Here is a 19,924-nt window from a genome sequence, read left to right on the forward strand (position 1 = left end):
TTTAATCCAGTAATTTTTGATAAAGCGAAATAAGCTGACTTGACAGTTTTTCGGGGGTGGCGTCTTTTACACGTTCCCGTGCCGCTCGTCCCATATCGTTATTTTTTTCCAGCGAAGGGGTGGCCGCTACCGCCTCCTTCAGGGTGCTGATATCAAGTGCGTCACAGTAAAATCCGTTCTGGCCTTGCTGAATAAATTCTGCCCCACCGCAACTCTCTGATGTAATGACCGGCAAACCGCAGGCCATCGCTTCAAGAATGACGTTAGGGAAAGGATCATACAGCGTTGGTAGCAGTAAACCATCAGATAGCTGATAAAATGGCAGCGTCTCTTTTTGCATCCCCAGAAAACGGATTTGCCCCTCGCAGCCTAATGAACGGGCGAGGTCGCGATAGCGACGTTCTGCTTTATCCTGCCCAACCACAATCAGCCACGCCGCAGTACCCGCAACGGCGCGTATAGCGCTGGCCAATCCTTTTCGTTCAAATCCTGACCCTACGAAGCAGAAAATGACGGCATCGGTCGGCAAACCAAACTGCTGACGCAATGCAATACGTTGTGCCTCTTCTGCCGGAACGAAACGGGTGGAATCAATTGAATTATAAATCACATGTATTTTTTTTGCGTCAATATCAAAGTCTTCGACGATTTCGCGCTTGATCATCTCCGCATTACAGATAACCGCCTTTAACTCCGGCGCCTGGTACATTTCACGTTCGGCATTCATCACATAGCGGTGATAGCGATCATGCATCAGCAGTTTTGCACGCCAGGCAGGCAGAATGCGTGCGCGCTGCAGGAGCCAGCGTCGGTGTACGCCGTCGCCTGCACGATAAATGTCACAGCCCGGAATGCGCTCGTGGCTTTGCACAATATCAAACTGCTGCTGCTGCCAGAGCGCACGTGCGGCATGCGCAAATCCGCGCTCGCGGCTGATGCGGCCCCATTTGCGCGGATCGCAAATATGAATATGCCAGTCGTCCTGCTTCTCACCCTGCCATTCGCGCGTGATGACGTTGAGCTCGAGATTTTGGTTGCTCAGCGCGGTAAGGGCGCGAGACACGAAGCGTTCTGCCCCGCCATCCGGGCGATACTTTTGGCGAACAATCGCCAGGCGATGGTGTTTCATGACAGATATCTCCTTGCGGCGGAGACGACAGCATCAACGGGAATGGCGTCGAGATAGCGTTCTTTTGTTTTGGTATCAATGGCGTCTGGATCGGGCAGTGGGCCGTAATCACCTGCCCAGATGACTTCCCCATTAACCTGCCAGGGTGACCAGAAGGTAAGTTTTGATGGGCCAAACAATGCCACACAGGGGGTCTGAAGCGCAGCGGCCATATGCATCGGAACGGAGTCAACGCCAATAAACAGAGACGCATGATCGATAAGCGAAGCCAGTTGACGCAACGTGAGCTGACCTGCCAGCGAGACGACCCCCGTCTCTGGCGAGGCGGCGAGAATGCGATCGATCATCGCCAGCTCTTTTTTATCCGGCCCGGCGGTGAGGACGACAGTGTGGCCATCCTGCTGCAGCGCCGTGATGGTTTGCGCCATTTTGCCTTCGTCCCAGCATTTAAAGAACCAGCGCGACGTAGGCTGAATCACGATGTAGTTGTCTCCCACACCGTTTTGCATCAACTTTTGGTGAGCCTCGTGCCAGTCTTCGGCATGGTAGGCCATGGTCACGGCAGGTTGAGCGGTGACCGGTAATGGCGACAAAATAGAGAGGTTCTGTTCGACAGTGTGCAACGCGTTGTGCCCGGCCACAGAGACCAAATCGCTATGGCAAAACCGCCAGAATGCGTTGTTGCGCTTATTAAAAGCGAACCCGAGTCGTACCGGTGCGCCGGTGAAACGGGTAACGATAGCGCTGCGCCACTGATCGGCAAGATTAATCACCAGGTGATAATGCTGTTTCCTTAACGCACAGAGCAACTGCCACTCTTTTTGCAGATGTTTCAGCGTGCCCAGCTGCTTCCATTTACGGTCGATCCCGTAAACAGTACCGATCGCCGGGTGTGCGGCGAGCATATCGCGGGTTTCTTCATACAACAGCACATCAATCTGTGCCTGCGGCCATTTTTGACGTAACGAATCAATGACGGGAGTGGTCAGTAACATGTCGCCATGATGGCGGAGTTTGATAAGTAAAATGCGCAAATCAGGCGTGTCAGGTAAGTTATTCATCATCATCTTATTGGCGTTGTACTGTTGGCAATTCTAATAGACCTGATAGCGACTTGCACTCTTTCTCCATAATCTCAGGAAATTCCCTGGAAGGGTTTACTCATGCTTCGGTGAGTGCGTAACATAGCGCTAACTTTCCTGTCTTGCGGACTCATTATGAAAAAACCAGCGTTTATCATCACGATTGATACTGAAGGCGATAATCTCTGGCAAAATCACCGCGTCATTAAAACGGAGAATGCGCGCTATCTGGCGCGATTCCAGACGCTTTGTGAGCGTTTCGGTTTCAAACCCGTATGGCTGACAAATTTTGAGATGGCGATTGAGCCGGTTTTCATTGAGTTTGCCAAAGATGTGATCGCCCGCGGTCAGGGTGAAGTCGGGATGCACCTTCACGCGTGGAATAGCCCTCCTGAACACGATCTCACCGGAGATGACTGGCGCTGGCAGCCGTATTTGATTGAATTTTCAGATGAGGTGATGCGCGAGAAAGTAGTGTTCATGACCCGTCTGCTGGAAGAGACCTTCCAGACCAAAATGTTAAGCCATCGCGCCGGGCGCTGGGCATTTGATAGCCGTTACGCCAGACTGCTGATCGAACTGGGCTACCAGGTTGATTGCTCTGTTACGCCGCGTGTGAACTGGCGCAACGCGAAAGGCGCACCGCAGGGGAATGGCGGAACCAATTATCAGCACTTTCCAGACCACGCCTACTTTATTGATACAGACGATATCTCACGAGCGGGCAATAGCCCTTTACTCGAAGTGCCGATGAGCATCCAGTATAAGCATCCGGCCTGGTTGAACACCGTCAAACAGGGCTACGATCGCCTGCGCGGTAAATATCGTTCACCGTCCGTAAACTGGTTGAGACCGTCCGGTGGTAATGCGTCGCAGATGATTCAGGTCGCACAGCAATGCCTGTCTCAGGGACATGACTACGTGGAGTTTATGCTGCATTCCTCTGAATTTATGCCGGGCGGAAGTCCTACGTTTAAAGATGAGGCGGCGATTGAAGGGTTGTATCAGGATCTTGAAGTGCTTTTTAGCTGGTTATCCGATAAGACGGTAGGGATGACGCTGGCGGAGTTTTATTCCCATAAAAAAAGCGCCGATTAATCGGCGCCTCTGGAATTATTTTTGCAGCGCAGTTTTTACCGGGGTGCTGAAAATAATGGCAAGTGGAAGCCAGAATAGCACCCAGTATTCTCGCGGATTGCTGATTACGAACATGCCCTGGGTAACATAGAACATCAGCGCAAAGACAATAACCGCAATCTCTGCTTTGTGATTAGCAGCAAGGTGGCGAAGACATTGTCTGCCCGCAAAGAGAATCATACTCAAAAGTAGCAGAAGCCCCACAATACCGCCCTTCAGGAAAGTCGCTAAATAAAGGCTATGCGTTGTGGTAACAGGTTGACCATAGCCGTTAATGAATTCAAGCTCTTTATTGAAACCCCAGCCGAAAATCATTTTTTGCTTCGCCACTTCAAAGGCATGCTGCCAGATGCCGAAACGGACAGAGCCTGCACGGGAAGATTCTTCCGCGCGTTTGATGAATATATCGAAGAAGCCGCTGAAATAGAGGATGGAGCCAATAACTAACAATACGATCAGCGAGCCCGCTAATAGCTTTAAATTCCATTTCGGTTTACACAGAAACGCAACGATAGCGGCGACAATCATCGAAAGGAAAGGCCCACGGCTTTGGGTCAGAATCAAGCAGACCAGTAGCAGGGGAACGGGAATATAGAACCAGTAGTTACGTGTTTCGCGAACCAGAATGGCGCTCAACAAAATACCCAGCGCCATGTATCCCCCAAGATCAATGACATTATCCGGGGAGAACGGGAATGCACGCGATAGTCGGTTTTGAAATATGTGCTCTTTATTGACATAAATCAGCGTTAATATCGTCAGTGCCACGATACCGAGATAGGCTGCGCCAATGATGTATTTTTTTCTTTCCTGTAACTCACACTGACGATAAAGGCACAGGAAAATAAATAAATAAAAGGAATGGCTGATGGCTGAGCTAAGATGTGAAGATTCCGCCCACAAATTTGAGAGTGAAAAGTAAAGCAAAAAGGCACCGGTCATCCCCAGTGCAGGAAGGAAGTCACGATCGTTGATAAAACGGGTGCGTGTCTCACTATTGATAATCATAGTGATGATAAACAGAGCCAGCGTGATATGGAATAAGATATTTACCCGTGAGACACCGCAAAAAATCATGCTCAAAAACATAAAGAGCACAAAAGGATAGAACATGTAGCGTTGCAAATTAATTGAAGACATCACTAAAATCCTTTCTGGGAAAAACGGAGTCAGGGATAGCGCTTTGAGGAGAGAGATTGATAACTGAAATGTTATCATTTTTGAAAATGGTGCTTGCCAGCGTTAGCGCGGGGATCACAACATTATGCACTTTATCCTCAAGAAATGAGGGCAACATCGTATCGTTGCTTTCATAGAAACGTGGCTGGTTGAAATTATTCATATCAAGACCGGCAATATAAATTTTCTTGAATCCCAGAAAGTAAATTATCTGAAGCGCCCAGTATATCACGGTGCCAGCATCCACCACTCCATGTCGCACATCACGACTAAAAGCAATATTCGGATGCGTATCAGAGAAAACAATTTCTGGTGTGTCCGCTAAAGCTTGACGCAGATTATCCTGTTTAATTGAAGGTTTGTAGGTCTCATAACAAATATCTTCAATAATACAAATCTCGCACTGAATGTTTTCGTAGGAGAAACGCTTTATAAGTTTGACGATCCCCATAACGGTAGTAAATAAAATAACATTTTTACAGCCGGTTAATCGTTTCAAAAGCGCCGTTTGACGGTCGATAAACGTCATGTCGACAATGAAATAAAGACTAAAATTGAGCTGGTGATTAAGGTGCCAGGCGCCATTCACGCCAGCGGTCGCTACCGATGTCGGCAATTTTGCAAAATCAATATGTTTGATTGAAGGGCCTGTCGCCGCAATCAGAATCTCACCATTGAATCGGTGGTGAAGTGAGGATAAGGAAGTCAGTTTGATATCCAACCCCTTATATTTTAAATCACATATTTCACCGGTTTCATTGCGGGATAATTTAATAAATGGCCATAAATTCTCATTATGTCGCATATTACGCTTATGCGTATATCGATACAGTTGCTTGGTCAAAGAGCCCATTTCACGCCTCAAGTGATTCTTTTTTGTTTTTATTCACGGTCGTTAATAAACTGGCAATCTTATCCAGATCGGTTTCACCTACGGCAAACAGCTCTTCTTTTGGTTGGCTGAAATAGTAACGCGTTTCAAATACGTATGAGTTAATATTTTCGTCATTGCCAATCAACAGAACATTGCCGAGAGGGCGTTGTTCGTAATGGCAGCACGGGCCAAACAACATGACGATAGGCACACCCACTGCATCGGCAATGTAAATATTCCCGGAATCAGACGCGATATAGCAATCCATCTTTGAAATAGCCCACGGGAGTTCTTCCAGCGTGATCTTCCCAATCAGACTGATCAAGTTAGGAATGTCACCGTAAGCACGGGTGATATCGTCCAGCCACGACTGTTCATCAGGGGCGCCAAACACATAAAACTCGCAGGGCAGGTCGGCGAGACGATCAATAATTCGCTTCCAGATGACCGGCGGCACCGTTTTGGCTTTATTACCTGCGGCAATGCTGATGCCGATGCGGATCACATCAGGTTTGTCGAGAATTGCCGGGTAGGTCGCCGGTTTGAACAGCGGCTTTGTGGCGTGCTTGGGCGAGTCCTGCCACGTCAACGAACGGTCGGCCAGCTTCAGGTAATTGGTCACTGATAGCGTTTTTTTGCCGTGCTCAACGGTACCGTCGGCGGTGAGATAGAAAATCCCGTGATACCATCTGCGGGTGTAAATACTTAAAAATTGTTTGTTTTTGGCATTACAGACGGCGGCAAAAAAGAGATTTACGCTGTTGGGTTGTAGAAGATAGACGTTGTCGTAGCGGTTCATGATGCGGCAGGCAAAGCTGAGCTTACGCCACAGACTACGCTTATGCTGCTCGATAAAAAAAATCTCTTCGATCGTTTCGTCATGCTTCGCCAGCGCACCTACGCTGCGACTGATAAGCACATCACTTTTTTGCAGGTATGCCAGCAGGGGCGTCGCATTAACAAAATCACCGATTTTGGCTGTCTGAATGACCAGGTTTTTACCTGTATCTTTGCGGAACAGCTTCCGGATTAGCTTCACCGGAAGGAGTAAAATCAGCAGAAATACGTAACTCATTCGTTAGATATCCCTGTCGGAAAGCCAGTGGCTGTCCTGTAAAAATGAAAAAATGGCATCTGCGCTAATGTCCCTCGTTTGTTGAGTCGGGCTGACCATTTGATGCTGGTTTTTACCGTAACCCCCAATCAAACCGGGATCGGTCGGGCCAAAAATCGTGATGTTTGGACGATCCAGCGCCGCGGTTAAATGGCTTAAACCCGTATCAACGGAAACGACAGCTTTAGCTCCGGCCAGCTCTGCAGCAACTTGCGCCAGCGTGAGTTTAGGTAAAACCTCGACGTGCGAAAAACCGGCTGCCAGACGTTCAGCACGCTGGCGCTCATGTTCAGCACCCCACGGCAGTTTAATATGGATGCCGGCAGGTTGCATTAGTTCAATGAGTCTTCGCCAGTGCGTTTCCGGCCAGTGCTTATCATCGCGCGTTGTGGCATGCAGGAAGACCAGCCAGGGCTGCGCAGGCTTCTCTGCATCACGCAGAAAATGCTGCGAAATCGCGTAATCACCCTGCGTTTCCGGCTTTGTGTAACCGAGGCTTTTTGCGAAGAGCTCGCGGGTGCGTTCCACTGCGTGCTGCTGCTTTGCAATATGGTGACGACGGTTATAGAACAGGCTGGCGAGTGGTTCGCGGGCGGTTTGCCAGTCCATGCCGTGCTTTACACCGTGTGCCAGGCGCGTGACTAGCGCGGCGCTTTTGACCAGCCCCTGCGCGTCGATAATGGCGTCGTAACGCTGCGCCTGCACCGCATCGCGGAAGGCTTTGCGCTCGGCTTTTATCGGTGTGGAAAACCACGCTTTACGCCAGCGGCGGATGGCCACCGGGATCACGCGGTCGACCGCTTCGTGCCAGGTAGGGATCTGCGCGAAACCCTCTTCCACCACCCAGTCAAAACGAATGCCTGGAATGGCCCGCATGGCGTCCGTCAGCGACGGAAGCGTATGCAGCACATCACCCATCGAAGAGGTTTTAACGATCAGTACCCGCATTCGTTATCCTTCTTCGCTCAGCAGCAGTTCGTTGAGTTCTTCGAGAACGCGCTGCGGCGTGATGTCGATCAGGCTCTGGTGATAACCTTGCGCGGCATCGCCTTTACGCACCTTATGGTAACCCGTGATCAGACGAATAACGCGCGCCTTATTTGAGAGCGGCGGCGTAAAGTCCGGGCTACTTGGACCGTACAACGCAACCAGCGGGCGGTTGAGCGCGGCGGCGACATGCATCAGCCCGGAGTCGTTGGTGACTACGGCTTTACAGGCAGAAAGTAAAATCACCGCCTGCTCGAGCTGGGTTTCCCCGGCCAGGTTGCGGCACCAGGCCTGCTGTTCTGTGCTGAGGGCTGCAAGAATTTCGTTCCCCGCCTCGTGGTCTTTGGCCGAGCCGAACAGAACGATCTGATAACCTTCGTCAATCAACTGCTTTGCCAGCTCTGCGTAGTGATAGTGCGGCCAGCGTTTTGCCGGGCCGAATTCTGCGCCCGGGCAGAAGCCAATCATCGGCCGTTCAGAGGAAAGACCAAACGCGTTACAGGTCTGGGATTTTTCACCCTCGCTGACCTGTAGCTGTGGCCATAGCAGCGGTTGCGGCAGGTCTTTTGCGCTGCGCATTACGCCTTTGTCGTAGGCCAGCGCCACATAGCGCTCCACCATTAATGGCCAGGCCTCTTTATCCAGCACGCGTGCGTCATTCAGCAGACCGTAGCGCATCTCACCGCGCCAGCCGGTACGGTGCGGCACACCGGCGAAGAAGGGCACAAGCGCGGATTTAAACGAATTGGGTAACACGTAAGCGCGGTCATAACGCTTCTCGCGCAGACTGTGACCGAGTTTACGGCGTTCGCCAATTTCCAGCGCCCCGTGGCCGAGCGGCATCGGGATGGCTTCATTCACTTCCGGCATACGCGATAACAACGGACGGCACCATGCGGGTGCCATCACGTCGATTATCGCCTGGGGATAACGCGCCTTGAGCGTGCGATAGAGACTTTGCGACATCATCATGTCGCCCACCCATGACGGGCCGATCACCAGAATTCTCATACTTACGCGTCGCGGTTCAGCCAGGCCATATATTCCGTTACGCCTTCGGCAACGGTCTTGAACGGCTTGTCATAACCCGCTGCGCGCAGGTTAGTCAGATCGGCCTGGGTGAATGCCTGGTAGCGGCCTTTCAGTTTGTCCGGGAAAGGAATGTACTCAATGCTGCCTTTCTTGTGATACGCCAGCGTTGCGTCAGCCACGGCCTGGAAAGACTCCGCGCGGCCGGTGCCAAGGTTGAAAATACCGGATACCCCATTTTCCCAGAACCACAGGTTCACGGCGGCAACGTCGCCTACGTAGACGAAGTCACGCTTAAAGCCGTCGCTGCCTTCGAACAGTTTTGGACTTTCGCCGTTATTCAGCTGAGTGTTCAGATGGAACGCCACGCTCGCCATGCTGCCTTTGTGGCCTTCGCGCGGCCCGTAGACGTTGAAGTAGCGGAAACCAACGATTTGGGAGTTCGCTTCTGGCAACACCTGACGCACATATTCGTCGAAAAGGAACTTGGAGTAACCGTAAACGTTCAACGGCTGCTCATATTCGCGGGATTCAATGAAATCAGAGGTACGTCCGCCGTAGGTGGCCGCCGAAGAGGCATACAGGAACGGAATTTCACGCTCCAGACAGTAGTGAAGCAGCTCTTTAGAGTACTGATAGTTGTTGTCCATCATGTACTTGCCGTCCCACTCTGTGGTGGAGGAGCATGCCCCTTCGTGGAAGATGGCTTCGATCTCGCCGAACTCTTCACCTGCCATAATCTGGATAAGGAAGTCTTCTTTATCCATGTAGTCAGCGATGTTCAGATCCACCAGGTTGACGAACTTGGTGCCGTCTTTCAGGTTGTCAACCACCAGGATGTCGGTGATGCCTTTGTCATTGAGAGCTTTAACAATATTGCTGCCGATAAAGCCCGCGCCGCCGGTAACGATGATCATAACTGTAACCTTTGAAGTGTGGAGCCCGGGGACAATCCCGGACGCTAATGGTTCTATCATATCATTAGTATGGCTGCCCTTCAGCCATTCACCGACATAGCGCAAGGGTACACGTGATTTATGCTGCAAAAACGAGAAGAGATAATGTGTCATCTCGTCATGAACTATAGGTTTGGGTAATATGTGCCGAAATTTGCCGAGTCTGGAGAATTGCAATGCGTGGTGATTTTTACAAACAGTTAAACAGCGACCTTGAAACCGCGCGTGCGGAAGGGTTGTTTAAAGAAGAGCGTATTATCACGTCTGCTCAGCAGGCGGACATCACCGTTGCCGATGGCAGCCATGTGATCAACTTTTGTGCGAACAACTACCTGGGTCTTGCGAATCACCCTGAGCTGATTGCTGCGGCGAAAAGCGGTATGGATACCCACGGTTTTGGTATGGCCTCCGTACGCTTTATCTGCGGCACGCAGGACAGTCACAAGCAGCTTGAGAAAAAGCTGGCGAACTTCTTAGGCATGGAAGACGCAATTCTGTACTCCTCCTGCTTCGACGCCAACGGCGGTCTGTTTGAGACGCTGCTGGGTGCAGAAGATGCCATTATCTCCGACGCCCTTAACCACGCTTCCATCATTGATGGTGTGCGCCTGTGTAAAGCGAAGCGTTTCCGCTATGCCAACAACGATATGGTTGAACTGGAAGCACGCCTGAAAGAGGCGCGTGAAGCGGGTGCTCGCCATGTGCTCATCGCCACTGACGGCGTGTTCTCTATGGACGGCGTGATTGCCAACCTGAAGGGCGTGTGCGACCTGGCGGATAAATACGATGCGCTGGTGATGGTCGATGACTCGCACGCGGTCGGTTTTGTGGGTGAAAACGGCCGTGGCTCGCATGAATACTGTGACGTGATGGGCCGCGTGGACATCATCACCGGTACGCTGGGCAAAGCGCTTGGTGGCGCGTCTGGCGGTTATACCGCTGCGCGTAAAGAGGTGGTGGAGTGGCTGCGCCAGCGCTCCCGTCCGTACCTGTTCTCCAACTCCCTCGCGCCGGCCATTGTTGCCGCCTCCATCAAAGTGCTGGAGATGGTGGAATCCGGGGCTGAACTGCGCGACCGTCTGTGGTCCAACGCGCGCCTGTTCCGCGAAAAAATGAGTGCGGCAGGGTTTACCCTGGCCGGTGCTGACCACGCCATTATCCCGGTCATGCTGGGTGATGCCGTCGTGGCGCAGAACTTTGCCCGTGAGCTGCAAAAAGAAGGCATTTACGTGACCGGGTTCTTCTTCCCGGTCGTACCAAAAGGCCAGGCGCGTATCCGCACCCAGATGTCCGCGGCGCATTCGCCTGAACAAATTGAACGTGCGGTGGAAGCCTTTACCCGCATCGGTAAACAGCTGGGCGTAATTGCCTGAGGATGTGTGATGAAAGCGTTATCCAAACTGAAAGCGGAAGAAGGGATTTGGATGACCGACGTGCCGGAGCCGGAAGTCGGTCATAACGATCTGCTGATCAAAATTCGTAAAACCGCCATTTGCGGCACTGACGTTCATATCTACAACTGGGATCAGTGGTCGCAAAAAACCATTCCGGTACCCATGGTTGTCGGCCACGAATACGTTGGTGAAGTGGTTGGGATTGGTCAGGAAGTGAAAGGTTTTAACATTGGCGACCGCGTCTCCGGTGAAGGACACATCACCTGCGGCCACTGCCGTAACTGCCGCGGTGGGCGTACGCACCTGTGCCGTAATACTATTGGCGTGGGCGTGAACCGTCCGGGCTGCTTTGCCGAGTACCTGGTGATCCCGGCCTTTAACGCGTTCAAAATTCCGGACAACATTTCTGACGATCTGGCCTCCATCTTTGACCCGTTCGGCAACGCGGTACATACGGCGCTCTCTTTCGACCTGGTGGGTGAAGACGTGCTGGTCTCCGGCGCGGGCCCTATCGGGATTATGGCCGCAGCGGTGGCGAAGCACGTGGGTGCGCGTAATGTAGTGATTACCGACGTGAACGAATACCGTCTGTCGCTGGCCCGCAAGATGGGCGTCACCCGTGCGGTGGATGTCTCTAAAGAGAGCCTGGCCGATGTGATGGAAGAGCTGGGCATGACCGAAGGGTTTGATGTGGGTCTGGAGATGTCCGGCGCACCACCGGCGTTCCGTACTATGTTGGATACCATGAACCACGGCGGTCGTATTGCGATGCTGGGTATTCCGCCGTCGGATATGTCTATCGACTGGAATAAAGTTATCTTCAAAGGGCTGTTCATTAAAGGTATCTATGGCCGTGAAATGTTCGAAACCTGGTATAAGATGGCGGCATTAATTCAGTCTGGTCTGGATCTGTCTCCAATTATTACACATCGTTTCTCCGTTGATGATTTCCAGAAAGGCTTTGACGCGATGCGTTCGGGTCAGTCCGGGAAAGTTATTTTGAGCTGGGATTAAACCCGCCAGCTGGCACCCGTGTGAACGGGTGCCAGTGCTAATTTTGGTAGTTTGACTTTTCGTAATTTTCTTGTTAATTTTCAATAAAATACCAATCTTTCTTCTCCACGCGTTTATTAATAATTACGTCAGGAAGACACTGTCAGGCTTGTCAAAACATTATGTCCACGCACCTTTCGCTGAAGCTGGTTGATACAACTTCACGGGTTACCTCTTTTTTAAATCTGGCGATTTCTCTTTTAATACTTATGGCTGTAAATATTTTACATGCCCGCTATAATTTGGTAATTAACAGATCGTTTGTTTTTTTATTGATGTTGTTGATGCTCAAGTGCATAGACAATAAATTAATACGCAATGTACTGGCGATTGTACTTCTCATTCCAGTTGCGGCAGATATTTCTCTCCAGCTATACGCATGGAGAAATTTCGATTCTGCGTTTAGTTATGGGTTTGCAATGAGCATAATCCACTCCACACCGGATGAAGCAAGTTCAATGCTCAGTGTGTACTGGCGTGAATGCATTATTTTTATCACACTCTCTACTTTTTTTATTTATACCGCAAATACGGGTGCATGGCCCGTTGCACCGCGATTTCGTCGCTGGCCTGCCATTGTGCTTGGTGTGACGTTGTTGGCTTTCTATGGTCAGGCACTACAACACCAGCTCAGGAAAAGCAGCGTCGAAAGTCTGGCGCAGCGCGTGGTTCAGGCGACACCAGTCAGTACGGCAAAAGTTTTCATGCAGGCTATTGAAGATAACTCGGTCATTGCCAATATCGGTAACAACATTCCTGATTACAAGCTCACGCTTTCGGATACCGGTATTGAGAACTACGTGCTGGTTATCGGTGAGTCTGAGCGAGCGGCGAATATGGGCATCTACGGTTATCAACGAGATACAACACCAGAGCTGGAAAAGCAGAAATCGCAGCTCTTGCTGTTCCGTAATGCTGTTGCGCCAGCACCGGTTACGATTATGGCCGTTCCGTTGGCCATGACCGCTGATAAAGTGAATATTCGCGATCCGAAAAAATATGGTGATAATGTTATTAATATTGCCAATAAAGCAGGCTATGAAACTTATTGGTTTAGTCATCAGGGTAAAGGCGGGGCGCATAACAACGTCATCACCGGGATTGCGATGAATACGAAAAAGCATGAATGGCTCGAAGGCGGTTACGATGAAGATCTTCTACCTCTGCTGCAGAATGCATTAAAAACCCCGGGTAAAAAAGTGATCGTCTTGCATTTATACGGCAGCCATGAACCATCCTGTACGCGCTTTCCGGCAAACCAGGCGGTGTTACATGGTAGTAATGAGGCGGATGACTGTTATGACAACTCGGTACGGTATACAGACACATTGATGGGCAAGATGTTTAGCATGCTGGCCAACTCGCGTTCTTCGGTTATGTATTTTTCCGATCATGGTTTGATTCGTGATCCGCAACGCGCTGTCGTTTACTCTCACGGTAATGTGAACCCTCCACGAGAGGCTCTGCACATCCCTGTGTTTATCTGGTATGGGCAACAGGTTGATAAAGCCAGGCAATACACAGGAGACTATTACACCGTCTGGTCTGCTGATGATGTTAATACGCTTGCTGAATTGTGGTTGGGGATCCATCGTCAGGGTCAACCTGTCCAGTCGGTAAACTCATGGCTTGCCGGTTACGATAAGAATGTCTCAGTACTGGATACCACAGGTAAGACCTATTACTGGAGTAATATACGTTAGCCCGAACGAGTGATATCTACTGCACATCAAGGTGACGTAAAATAATAAAAGGGGCCTGAGGCCCCTTTTATTATTAGATCGCAGAACTATCGTTACTAAGTTTATTCAATACTTTTGATGAGATATCATCAATGTTTATTTTATTGTGGCGCTTGTCAAATATCAGTTGTTCTGAATTCTTGCCAACTGGGGAGAAAATAGTATTGCCTTCAAACTTTTTATTATGATCCAGCAGCATTGAAAAATAGATGGCAATAATTTTTTTATCAAACGCACAGGCGATATGAACTATGGCCGTATCAACAGAGACCACTAAATCGGCTTTTTTTATGAGTGTGATAGCATCCCAAAGCGATTTAAATCGACAGACAGTAATTTTCTCATCATCGAAGGCAAGGTCTGCTAGTTTTTTACCTTCACCAATGATGAAAACTTGTGTATCCGGGTGCTGCACAATATCAATCGCCAGTTTTTCCAGTTGAGGCAGAGAAAGACTGCGTTCGGCTACGCTCGCGAAGGGATTAAGCACAACGATCTTTTTACCAGCATGAGGTTGTAGAAAATCATCAATAAAAACTTCGTGCTCGGGTAAAACAGGTAAGGAGTAGCTAAGAGATGCGGGCTTAATACTTAAAGCGTTAAGTATTTTTTTTTGGGGATGTGTAATATGAAACTCAGGACTCACCGGTAACATTAAGTTATAGGGTTTATCCAGCCAGCCACCAAATCCAATCGCATATTTATAATGAATTTTTGCCAGAAGTTGTGTGTTAAATAATTCCTTTCTCTTCATCCATGAATAATGACTAATCACCAGATCTGTCTCGATATCTTTCATTTTTTTGATATTGTTGATATCGACAACATAAACTTCATCAATGTCAGTCATCTTCTCGAAGAGATCGCGATTTCGTTCTTCAACAATGACCTGAAGTTGATAGCCTGCATCTTTCAGATTACGCCAGGTTCCTGTATGGCATACCGCATCGCCAATTCCAAGATCAACAAAAGGGAAAAGAATTTTTTTAACGCTGGAGACGTCAATTTTTTCTTGTCGCTTATCCTGTAATTGTCGCGATAAAGAAAGCAACTGTAGCCGTCTTTTTAATTCTTTAGTTTTATAGTTTCGCTGCCTGTTAATTTCCTTTAAATAACCAATTATTTTCTTCATAACCACGCTAAACCAAATTAAGCATTTTACTGGGGGTAGTATAATCTTAACGACAACGAAAAGGAATGTCTGAGGAAATAGAACAACGCGACAAAGATTTTACTGTTACTTAACAATAAGTTAATGCATTTTTTCACTCTGTGAGTTCCGTCATTTTTTCTGGGATGACTATCATGTTATAGAGTTTTTTATTGACCAAAGTGAGCCTTGCCAGCTTTTCCATAAAAAATAAGATACAGATTCGGAAGTGACAACAGTGATAGCTGGCACTATCTTGTCAGGAATGACTTGACTGAGTTCAGGAGACCACATGTTTAAACTAACCGTATGTCTTTTGACATACAACTCTGCCCGCTTGTTACATAAGGTGTTAACGCCGTTAATGAGTATTGCAGATGAGTTTATTGTTGTTGATTCTGGTAGTTCAGATGAGACATTAGTTATCCTTCAGGAATATGCCATTACACCAATATTTCATCCGTATGCAATGCACGGTGAGCAGATGAATATTGCCATTTCCCGGTCATCTAACGACTGGGTGTTATGTATGGATAGTGACGAAATACTCGATGAAGACACTATACATTATATCCTGGCGTTAAAGTCTGGAGAGGAGCCGCCCGCTGATTGCGGATGGAGCCTGTCACGCTACTGGTATGTCTTAGGCGAGCGCACACGAACCATCTATCCGATTTCTTCTCCAGATTTCCCATTGAGATTGTTCAACCGCCAGCATGTCAGATTTAACAATCGACCAGTGGATGATAAGGCGATAGGTGCGGCGCGGGTGACACGTATACCTGGCCATGTCCGACACGACACATTTTATTCCCTGCATGAAGTGTTTAATAAGCTGAATGTCTATACCACCCGAGTCGTAAAATATCAGACGCTCAGGCCGTCAATCGCACGTGGTGTGGTGAGTGCTATTGGGGCTTTCTTTAAATGGTACTTGTTTAGCGGGGCATGGCGGCAGGGGAAAGTTGGGGTGGTTACAGGGCTTTATGCCACCTTGTACAGTTTTTTAAAATATTTCAAAGCCTGGTATCAGTATCAGGATGAACGTGAGTCCGCTGCACGGGAGCACACGGACTCTCACCTTATAAAATAGTTACGCTTTCTTACCCCAGCCCTGCCACTGATGTTGAAAATATTGCACCAGCGTACTCTGGCTCATGCTTTCACCAATCACAGAGAAGAACCGGGTCGCATAAACCGGTTCAGGGGCATGTTTCGGCACACAGCGTTTTACGCCGCGGAACGGGTTACGCGGCGTTGATGACCCTGGTTTACCCTGGTTCGGCGTCGACGTATCAACCTGTGGTTCGTTCAGGAGATCGCTCGGGCGGACCAGCGTGATATCCGAAGGCAAGGTCGGTAGCATTTGCTGCAGGACGCGAACGGTCGACGGATGCGGGTGGCCGATGGCAATCGCGGAGCCATTGCGGCGGGCCAGCTGCACAGCGCGATTAAACTGCACGCGAATGTCTGCTTCGTTCTGCGTATCGTCAAGGAACACCTTGCGCTTAATCACCTTCACCCCCGTTCCCTGCGCGGCACGCATCGCCTGACTGTTGCCGATGGTCATGCTGTCGAGGAAGTAGAGGTTGTAACGCTCCAGCGCCTGCATCACTTTGAGCATCCCGTACAGGCTGGATGTCATCGCGCTGCCCATATGGTTGTTTAACCCCACGGCATACGGAACTTTGTTGTAAGCGTCGCGGATAATGCGATCGATCTCATCGCTGCTCATCTCAGGGCGCAGAGTATCTTTTTCCAGCGGTTGTTTGCTGATGGGGGCCATCGGCAGATGGATCAAAACCTGGTGGCCGCTGTTGTGGGCCTTGGTCGCCATCTCACGCGCATGTGGCGCATTCGGGAGGACGGCGACAGAAATGGCTGCCGGCATCGCCAGCACCTGATTTTCATAGTGCGGACGATAACCGAAGTCATCAATCACAATGGCGAGTTTACCGGCGTATACCGGTGCGACCAGCGCCAGTGCGCTGGCGACGGAGAGAACAATTCGACGAAATTGAAGCAAAACTTATCTTCCCAACCACGGCTGTGGATTGACCGCCTGACCCTGGCGACGAATTTCGAAATAGAGTGACGGGCGGCCCTGACCGCCACTGCTGCCCACAAGGGCGATGGGTTGACCCGCGCGCACCTGAGTGCCAACGCTGACCAGTGCGCTCTGGTTGTAACCGTAGAGGCTCATGTCGCCTTTACCGTGCTCAACCACCACCACAAGCCCGTAACCCTGCAGCCAGTCGGCCAGGATCACGCGGCCATCGGCGATGGCTTTCACTTCGCTACCTTCAGACGCACCGATAACTATCCCTTTCCAACGTAGTTCACCCTGCAGCTGTTCGCCATAACGATGCAGAATTGTACCGCGAACGGGCCAGTAAGCCTGACCGCGAGGGGAGCCCAGGCCACCGGTTCGTGACATCAATGAGCGTTCGCTTTCGCTTGGTTTATAGGTTGTGCCTTTACGGGAGGCTTCCTGCTGCTTATCGCGAACGGCCTGCGCCTCGCGAGCCTCTTTTTCGGCGCGGGCTTTTGCCGCGGCTTCCGCTCGGGCGATGCTATTACGCAGCTTCGATTCGTTGGCGCGCATTTCGCTCAACTGGCTCTGACCAGCCTGAATGGAGGATTCAAGCCCGGAAAGGGTTTTCTTACGTTCGTTGCGAGCCTGCTCGAGCTTTGCCTGCTGGGCCTGCTGTTCGTAGAGCAGCGTCTGCTGCTGGCTCTGCTTCTCTTCCAGCTCGGCTTTTTGCGTGGTGACCTCTTCGCGCGTCTGTTTTAGCTGCGCGATAGTCTCCTGACGCGCCTGGTTCAGATAGCCGAAATAGGCCTGCAGGCGCTGACCGCGCTGGCTCTCTTCACCGCTGAGGATCAGCTGAAGGCCGGTGTGTTCACCCTGGCGGAATGCGGCATCAAGCTGTGCCGCAAGATTACGTTCCTGCGCATCGCGCTGACGTTCCAGTTTGGCAATCGACGCGTTCATCTCGTCGATCTGTTTATTCAACTGGGAGAGGGTGTTTTGTGTTTCGCGGAGCTTACGTGCGGCGGCGGAGATCGCCTCTTCCTGCTGCTTAAGCTGAGCAAGCAGCGACGCGCGTTGCTGTTGCTGCTGACGTACCGCACGCTCTTTGGCGGCGATATCGGCCTGAATGGATTTCAGCTGAGCGCGATCGTCCGCGTGGGCGGATGCGGCGCACAGCAATACGCCAGCGCTGAGTGCGCTGGCGTAAAACAGAGGTCTGACTGATAACCTAAGCGGTTTCACGACCCATGTGATTGAAAAAATCGCCTTTCCCCTCATGGGGAGCGATTATTCCACGATGAACAGCGGCTTACCAGTCATCTCTTCAGGGATCGGCATACCCATCAGCGACAGCATGGTTGGCGCGATGTCAGAAAGCTTGCCGCCTTCCACTGCTTTCAGTGCTTTATCACCTACATAAATCAGCGGAACCGGCAGGTTGGTGTGGGCGGTATGCGCCTGTCCGGTTGCCGGGTCGCGCATCTGCTCTGCGTTACCGTGGTCAGCGGTAATCAGCAGCTGGCCGCCAACGGATTCAACCGCTTTGGCAACCTGCTCAACGCAGTGATCCAGCGCTTCAACCGCTTTAATAGCCGCTTCCATCACCCCGGTATGACCCACCATGTCACCGTTCGGATAGTTACAGATGATGGTGTCGTATTTACCGCTAACGATCGCCGCAACCAGTTTTTCGGTCAATTCCGCAGAGCTCATCTCTGGCTGCAGGTCATAGGTAGCGACTTTTGGTGAATTAATCAGAATGCGATCTTCGCCTTTGAACGGCTCTTCTACACCGCCGTTAAAGAAGAAGGTGACGTGGGCATATTTCTCGGTTTCGGAGATACGCAACTGCGTCTTATCGTTTTTCGCCATCCACTCACCGAAGGTATTGGCCAGTGAAGCTGGTGGGTAAGCGCATGGGGCGTCGATGTCAGCGGCGTATTCGGTCAACTGGATGAAGTTGATGTTCACCGCTTTCTTACGGGCGAAACCGTCGAAATCGCTGTTAACGAATGCGCGGGTGATTTCACGCGCACGGTCAGCACGGAAGTTCATGAAGATCAGCGCGTCGCCATCTTCCATGGCGGCATCAGCCTGGCCTTCTGCGCGAATGACGGTCGCTTTCACGAATTCGTCGTTTTCATCGCGCGCGTACGCGGCTTCAAGGCCCTCAACGGCAGTCGCAAACTGGAACTCGCCTTTTGCCAGCGTCATCAGGTCATAGGCCTGTTCCACACGATCCCAGCGATTATCGCGATCCATGGCGTAGTAGCGGCCAATAATAGATGCCACGCGGCCTTTGCCCAGTGCGGCAAATTTCTCTTCGAAGGCTTCCAGCGAACCTTTAGCGCTACGCGGTGGCGTATCGCGGCCATCCAGGAACGCGTGCAGGTAGATTTTTTCCGCACCGCGCTCAGCGGCCAGTTCAACCATCGCCATAATATGATCTTCATGGCTATGAACGCCGCCGGCAGACAGCAGACCCATGATATGCACGGCTTTGCCTGCGGCAACGGCTTTATCCACCGCACCACACAGCACAGGGTTGGCGAAGAAGGTGCGTTCTTTGATTTCAACATCCAGACGCGTCAGATCCTGATAGACAATGCGCCCGGCGCCCAGGTTGACGTGACCGACTTCAGAGTTACCCATCTGACGGTCCGGCAGACCCACTTCCAGGCCGGATGCGTCAATCAGAGTGTGGGGACGTTTCGCCCACAGCGCATCCATGACCGGGGTTTTAGCGTTGAAAATGGCGTTATCCTGTTGATCTTCACGGTAGCCATAGCCATCCAGAATCACCAGTACCATAGGTTTTTTAGAAACCGACATTGCGACAACCTCATGCTCAAGAGTCAAAAATTTGCGTAATTTTACTACAGCTGAATCGTTCAAATAGCCGCAGAAGATCAAAGAAAGGGCAGGGGCAAGATGCTTCTCCGACCATTTTGAGGCATTTTTTTAGGTGGCATGCCGCAGAAAATGGATTAGCTTAGGGTCGCTGGCTGTATTTGCCACAACGCACAGGTATACTCCTGTCCTGGTTTTTTTAATCACTAAGTC

General features: G+C 50.6%; 17 protein-coding genes. 5 read left to right on the top strand and 12 right to left on the bottom strand.

The window, feature by feature from the left end:
* Position 1: 1 nt before the first annotated feature.
* Both AK59_RS0101995 and rfaQ read right to left on the bottom strand, forming a co-directional pair.
* Complete coding sequence (locus AK59_RS0101995) at positions 2-1,129, bottom strand: glycosyltransferase family 4 protein (RefSeq protein WP_013094900.1); 1,128 nt, start codon at positions 1,127-1,129, stop codon at positions 2-4.
* The gene (gene rfaQ / locus AK59_RS0102000) at positions 1,126-2,196 is read right to left on the bottom strand and encodes a putative lipopolysaccharide heptosyltransferase III (RefSeq protein ID WP_013094901.1); all 1,071 of its coding nucleotides are present in this window, start codon (positions 2,194-2,196) and stop codon (positions 1,126-1,128) included. Before rfaQ ends, AK59_RS0101995 begins: the two co-directional genes overlap by 4 nt.
* Before the next feature lie 150 nt (positions 2,197-2,346).
* On the opposite strand from rfaQ, the gene AK59_RS0102005 reads away from it, so the two are divergent.
* Complete coding sequence (locus tag AK59_RS0102005) at positions 2,347-3,309, top strand: polysaccharide deacetylase family protein (RefSeq protein ID WP_029881897.1); 963 nt, start codon at positions 2,347-2,349, stop codon at positions 3,307-3,309.
* Positions 3,310-3,324: 15 nt separating this feature from the next.
* Here AK59_RS0102005 and AK59_RS0102010 read toward each other — a convergent pair whose 3' ends face one another.
* Genes AK59_RS0102010 through rfaD form a run of 6 tightly spaced genes read right to left on the bottom strand, consistent with a single transcriptional unit; the run spans position 3,325 to position 9,448 of the window.
* Positions 3,325-4,488, bottom strand: a complete 1,164-nt coding sequence (locus AK59_RS0102010; protein ID WP_029881898.1) for an O-antigen ligase family protein — start codon at positions 4,486-4,488, stop codon at positions 3,325-3,327.
* Positions 4,475-5,380, bottom strand: coding sequence for a sugar glycosyltransferase (locus AK59_RS0102015; RefSeq protein ID WP_029881899.1), 906 nt, complete (start codon positions 5,378-5,380; stop codon positions 4,475-4,477). Before AK59_RS0102015 ends, AK59_RS0102010 begins: the two co-directional genes overlap by 14 nt.
* 1 nt (position 5,381) lies before the next feature.
* Positions 5,382-6,476, bottom strand: coding sequence for a glycosyltransferase family 9 protein (locus AK59_RS0102020; RefSeq protein ID WP_023620211.1), 1,095 nt, complete (start codon positions 6,474-6,476; stop codon positions 5,382-5,384).
* Positions 6,477-6,479: 3 nt separating this feature from the next.
* The gene (rfaC, locus tag AK59_RS0102025) at positions 6,480-7,463 is read right to left on the bottom strand and encodes a lipopolysaccharide heptosyltransferase RfaC (RefSeq protein ID WP_029881900.1); all 984 of its coding nucleotides are present in this window, start codon (positions 7,461-7,463) and stop codon (positions 6,480-6,482) included.
* Between the two features lie 3 nt (positions 7,464-7,466).
* The gene (gene rfaF, locus AK59_RS0102030; protein WP_029881901.1) at positions 7,467-8,513 is read right to left on the bottom strand and encodes an ADP-heptose--LPS heptosyltransferase RfaF; all 1,047 of its coding nucleotides are present in this window, start codon (positions 8,511-8,513) and stop codon (positions 7,467-7,469) included.
* A gap of 2 nt (positions 8,514-8,515) precedes the next feature.
* A complete protein-coding gene (gene rfaD, locus AK59_RS0102035; RefSeq protein WP_013094908.1) occupies positions 8,516-9,448 on the bottom strand; it encodes an ADP-glyceromanno-heptose 6-epimerase in 933 nt (310 codons plus the stop codon).
* Positions 9,449-9,663: 215 nt separating this feature from the next.
* Here rfaD and kbl point away from each other — a divergent pair, with 215 nt between their 5' ends.
* From kbl to AK59_RS0102050, 3 genes are all read left to right on the top strand, one after another.
* Positions 9,664-10,860, top strand: a complete 1,197-nt coding sequence (kbl, locus tag AK59_RS0102040) for a glycine C-acetyltransferase (protein WP_013094909.1) — start codon at positions 9,664-9,666, stop codon at positions 10,858-10,860.
* A gap of 9 nt (positions 10,861-10,869) precedes the next feature.
* Positions 10,870-11,895, top strand: coding sequence for an L-threonine 3-dehydrogenase (gene tdh / locus AK59_RS0102045; RefSeq protein ID WP_029881902.1), 1,026 nt, complete (start codon positions 10,870-10,872; stop codon positions 11,893-11,895).
* Positions 11,896-12,056: 161 nt separating this feature from the next.
* Positions 12,057-13,637: a phosphoethanolamine transferase gene (locus AK59_RS0102050; RefSeq protein WP_029881903.1), complete on the top strand. Its 1,581-nt coding sequence runs from the start codon at positions 12,057-12,059 to the stop codon at positions 13,635-13,637.
* Between the two features lie 73 nt (positions 13,638-13,710).
* On the opposite strand, the gene AK59_RS0102055 is transcribed toward AK59_RS0102050, so the two are convergent.
* The gene (locus AK59_RS0102055; protein WP_029881904.1) at positions 13,711-14,808 is read right to left on the bottom strand and encodes a glycosyltransferase family 9 protein; all 1,098 of its coding nucleotides are present in this window, start codon (positions 14,806-14,808) and stop codon (positions 13,711-13,713) included.
* A gap of 310 nt (positions 14,809-15,118) precedes the next feature.
* Between AK59_RS0102055 and AK59_RS0102060 the strand changes: the two genes are divergently transcribed.
* Entirely contained in the window at positions 15,119-15,919 is an 801-nt protein-coding gene (locus AK59_RS0102060) for a glycosyltransferase family 2 protein (RefSeq protein ID WP_029881905.1), read from the top strand.
* Here AK59_RS0102060 and AK59_RS0102065 read toward each other — a convergent pair whose 3' ends face one another.
* From AK59_RS0102065 to gpmM, 3 genes are read right to left on the bottom strand one after another with little or no spacing between them, the layout of a single operon-like run.
* Entirely contained in the window at positions 15,920-16,852 is a 933-nt protein-coding gene (locus tag AK59_RS0102065; protein WP_013094917.1) for a divergent polysaccharide deacetylase family protein, read from the bottom strand.
* A gap of 3 nt (positions 16,853-16,855) precedes the next feature.
* Positions 16,856-18,115, bottom strand: coding sequence for a murein hydrolase activator EnvC (envC, locus tag AK59_RS0102070; protein ID WP_229283278.1), 1,260 nt, complete (start codon positions 18,113-18,115; stop codon positions 16,856-16,858).
* A 33-nt stretch (positions 18,116-18,148) separates the two neighbouring features.
* Positions 18,149-19,693: a 2,3-bisphosphoglycerate-independent phosphoglycerate mutase gene (gene gpmM / locus AK59_RS0102075; protein ID WP_029881907.1), complete on the bottom strand. Its 1,545-nt coding sequence runs from the start codon at positions 19,691-19,693 to the stop codon at positions 18,149-18,151.
* Positions 19,694-19,924: the final 231 nt, after the last annotated feature.

This window comes from Enterobacter sp. T1-1, from assembly GCF_000710795.1.
Taxonomy (GTDB): Bacteria; Pseudomonadota; Gammaproteobacteria; order Enterobacterales; family Enterobacteriaceae; genus Enterobacter; species Enterobacter cloacae.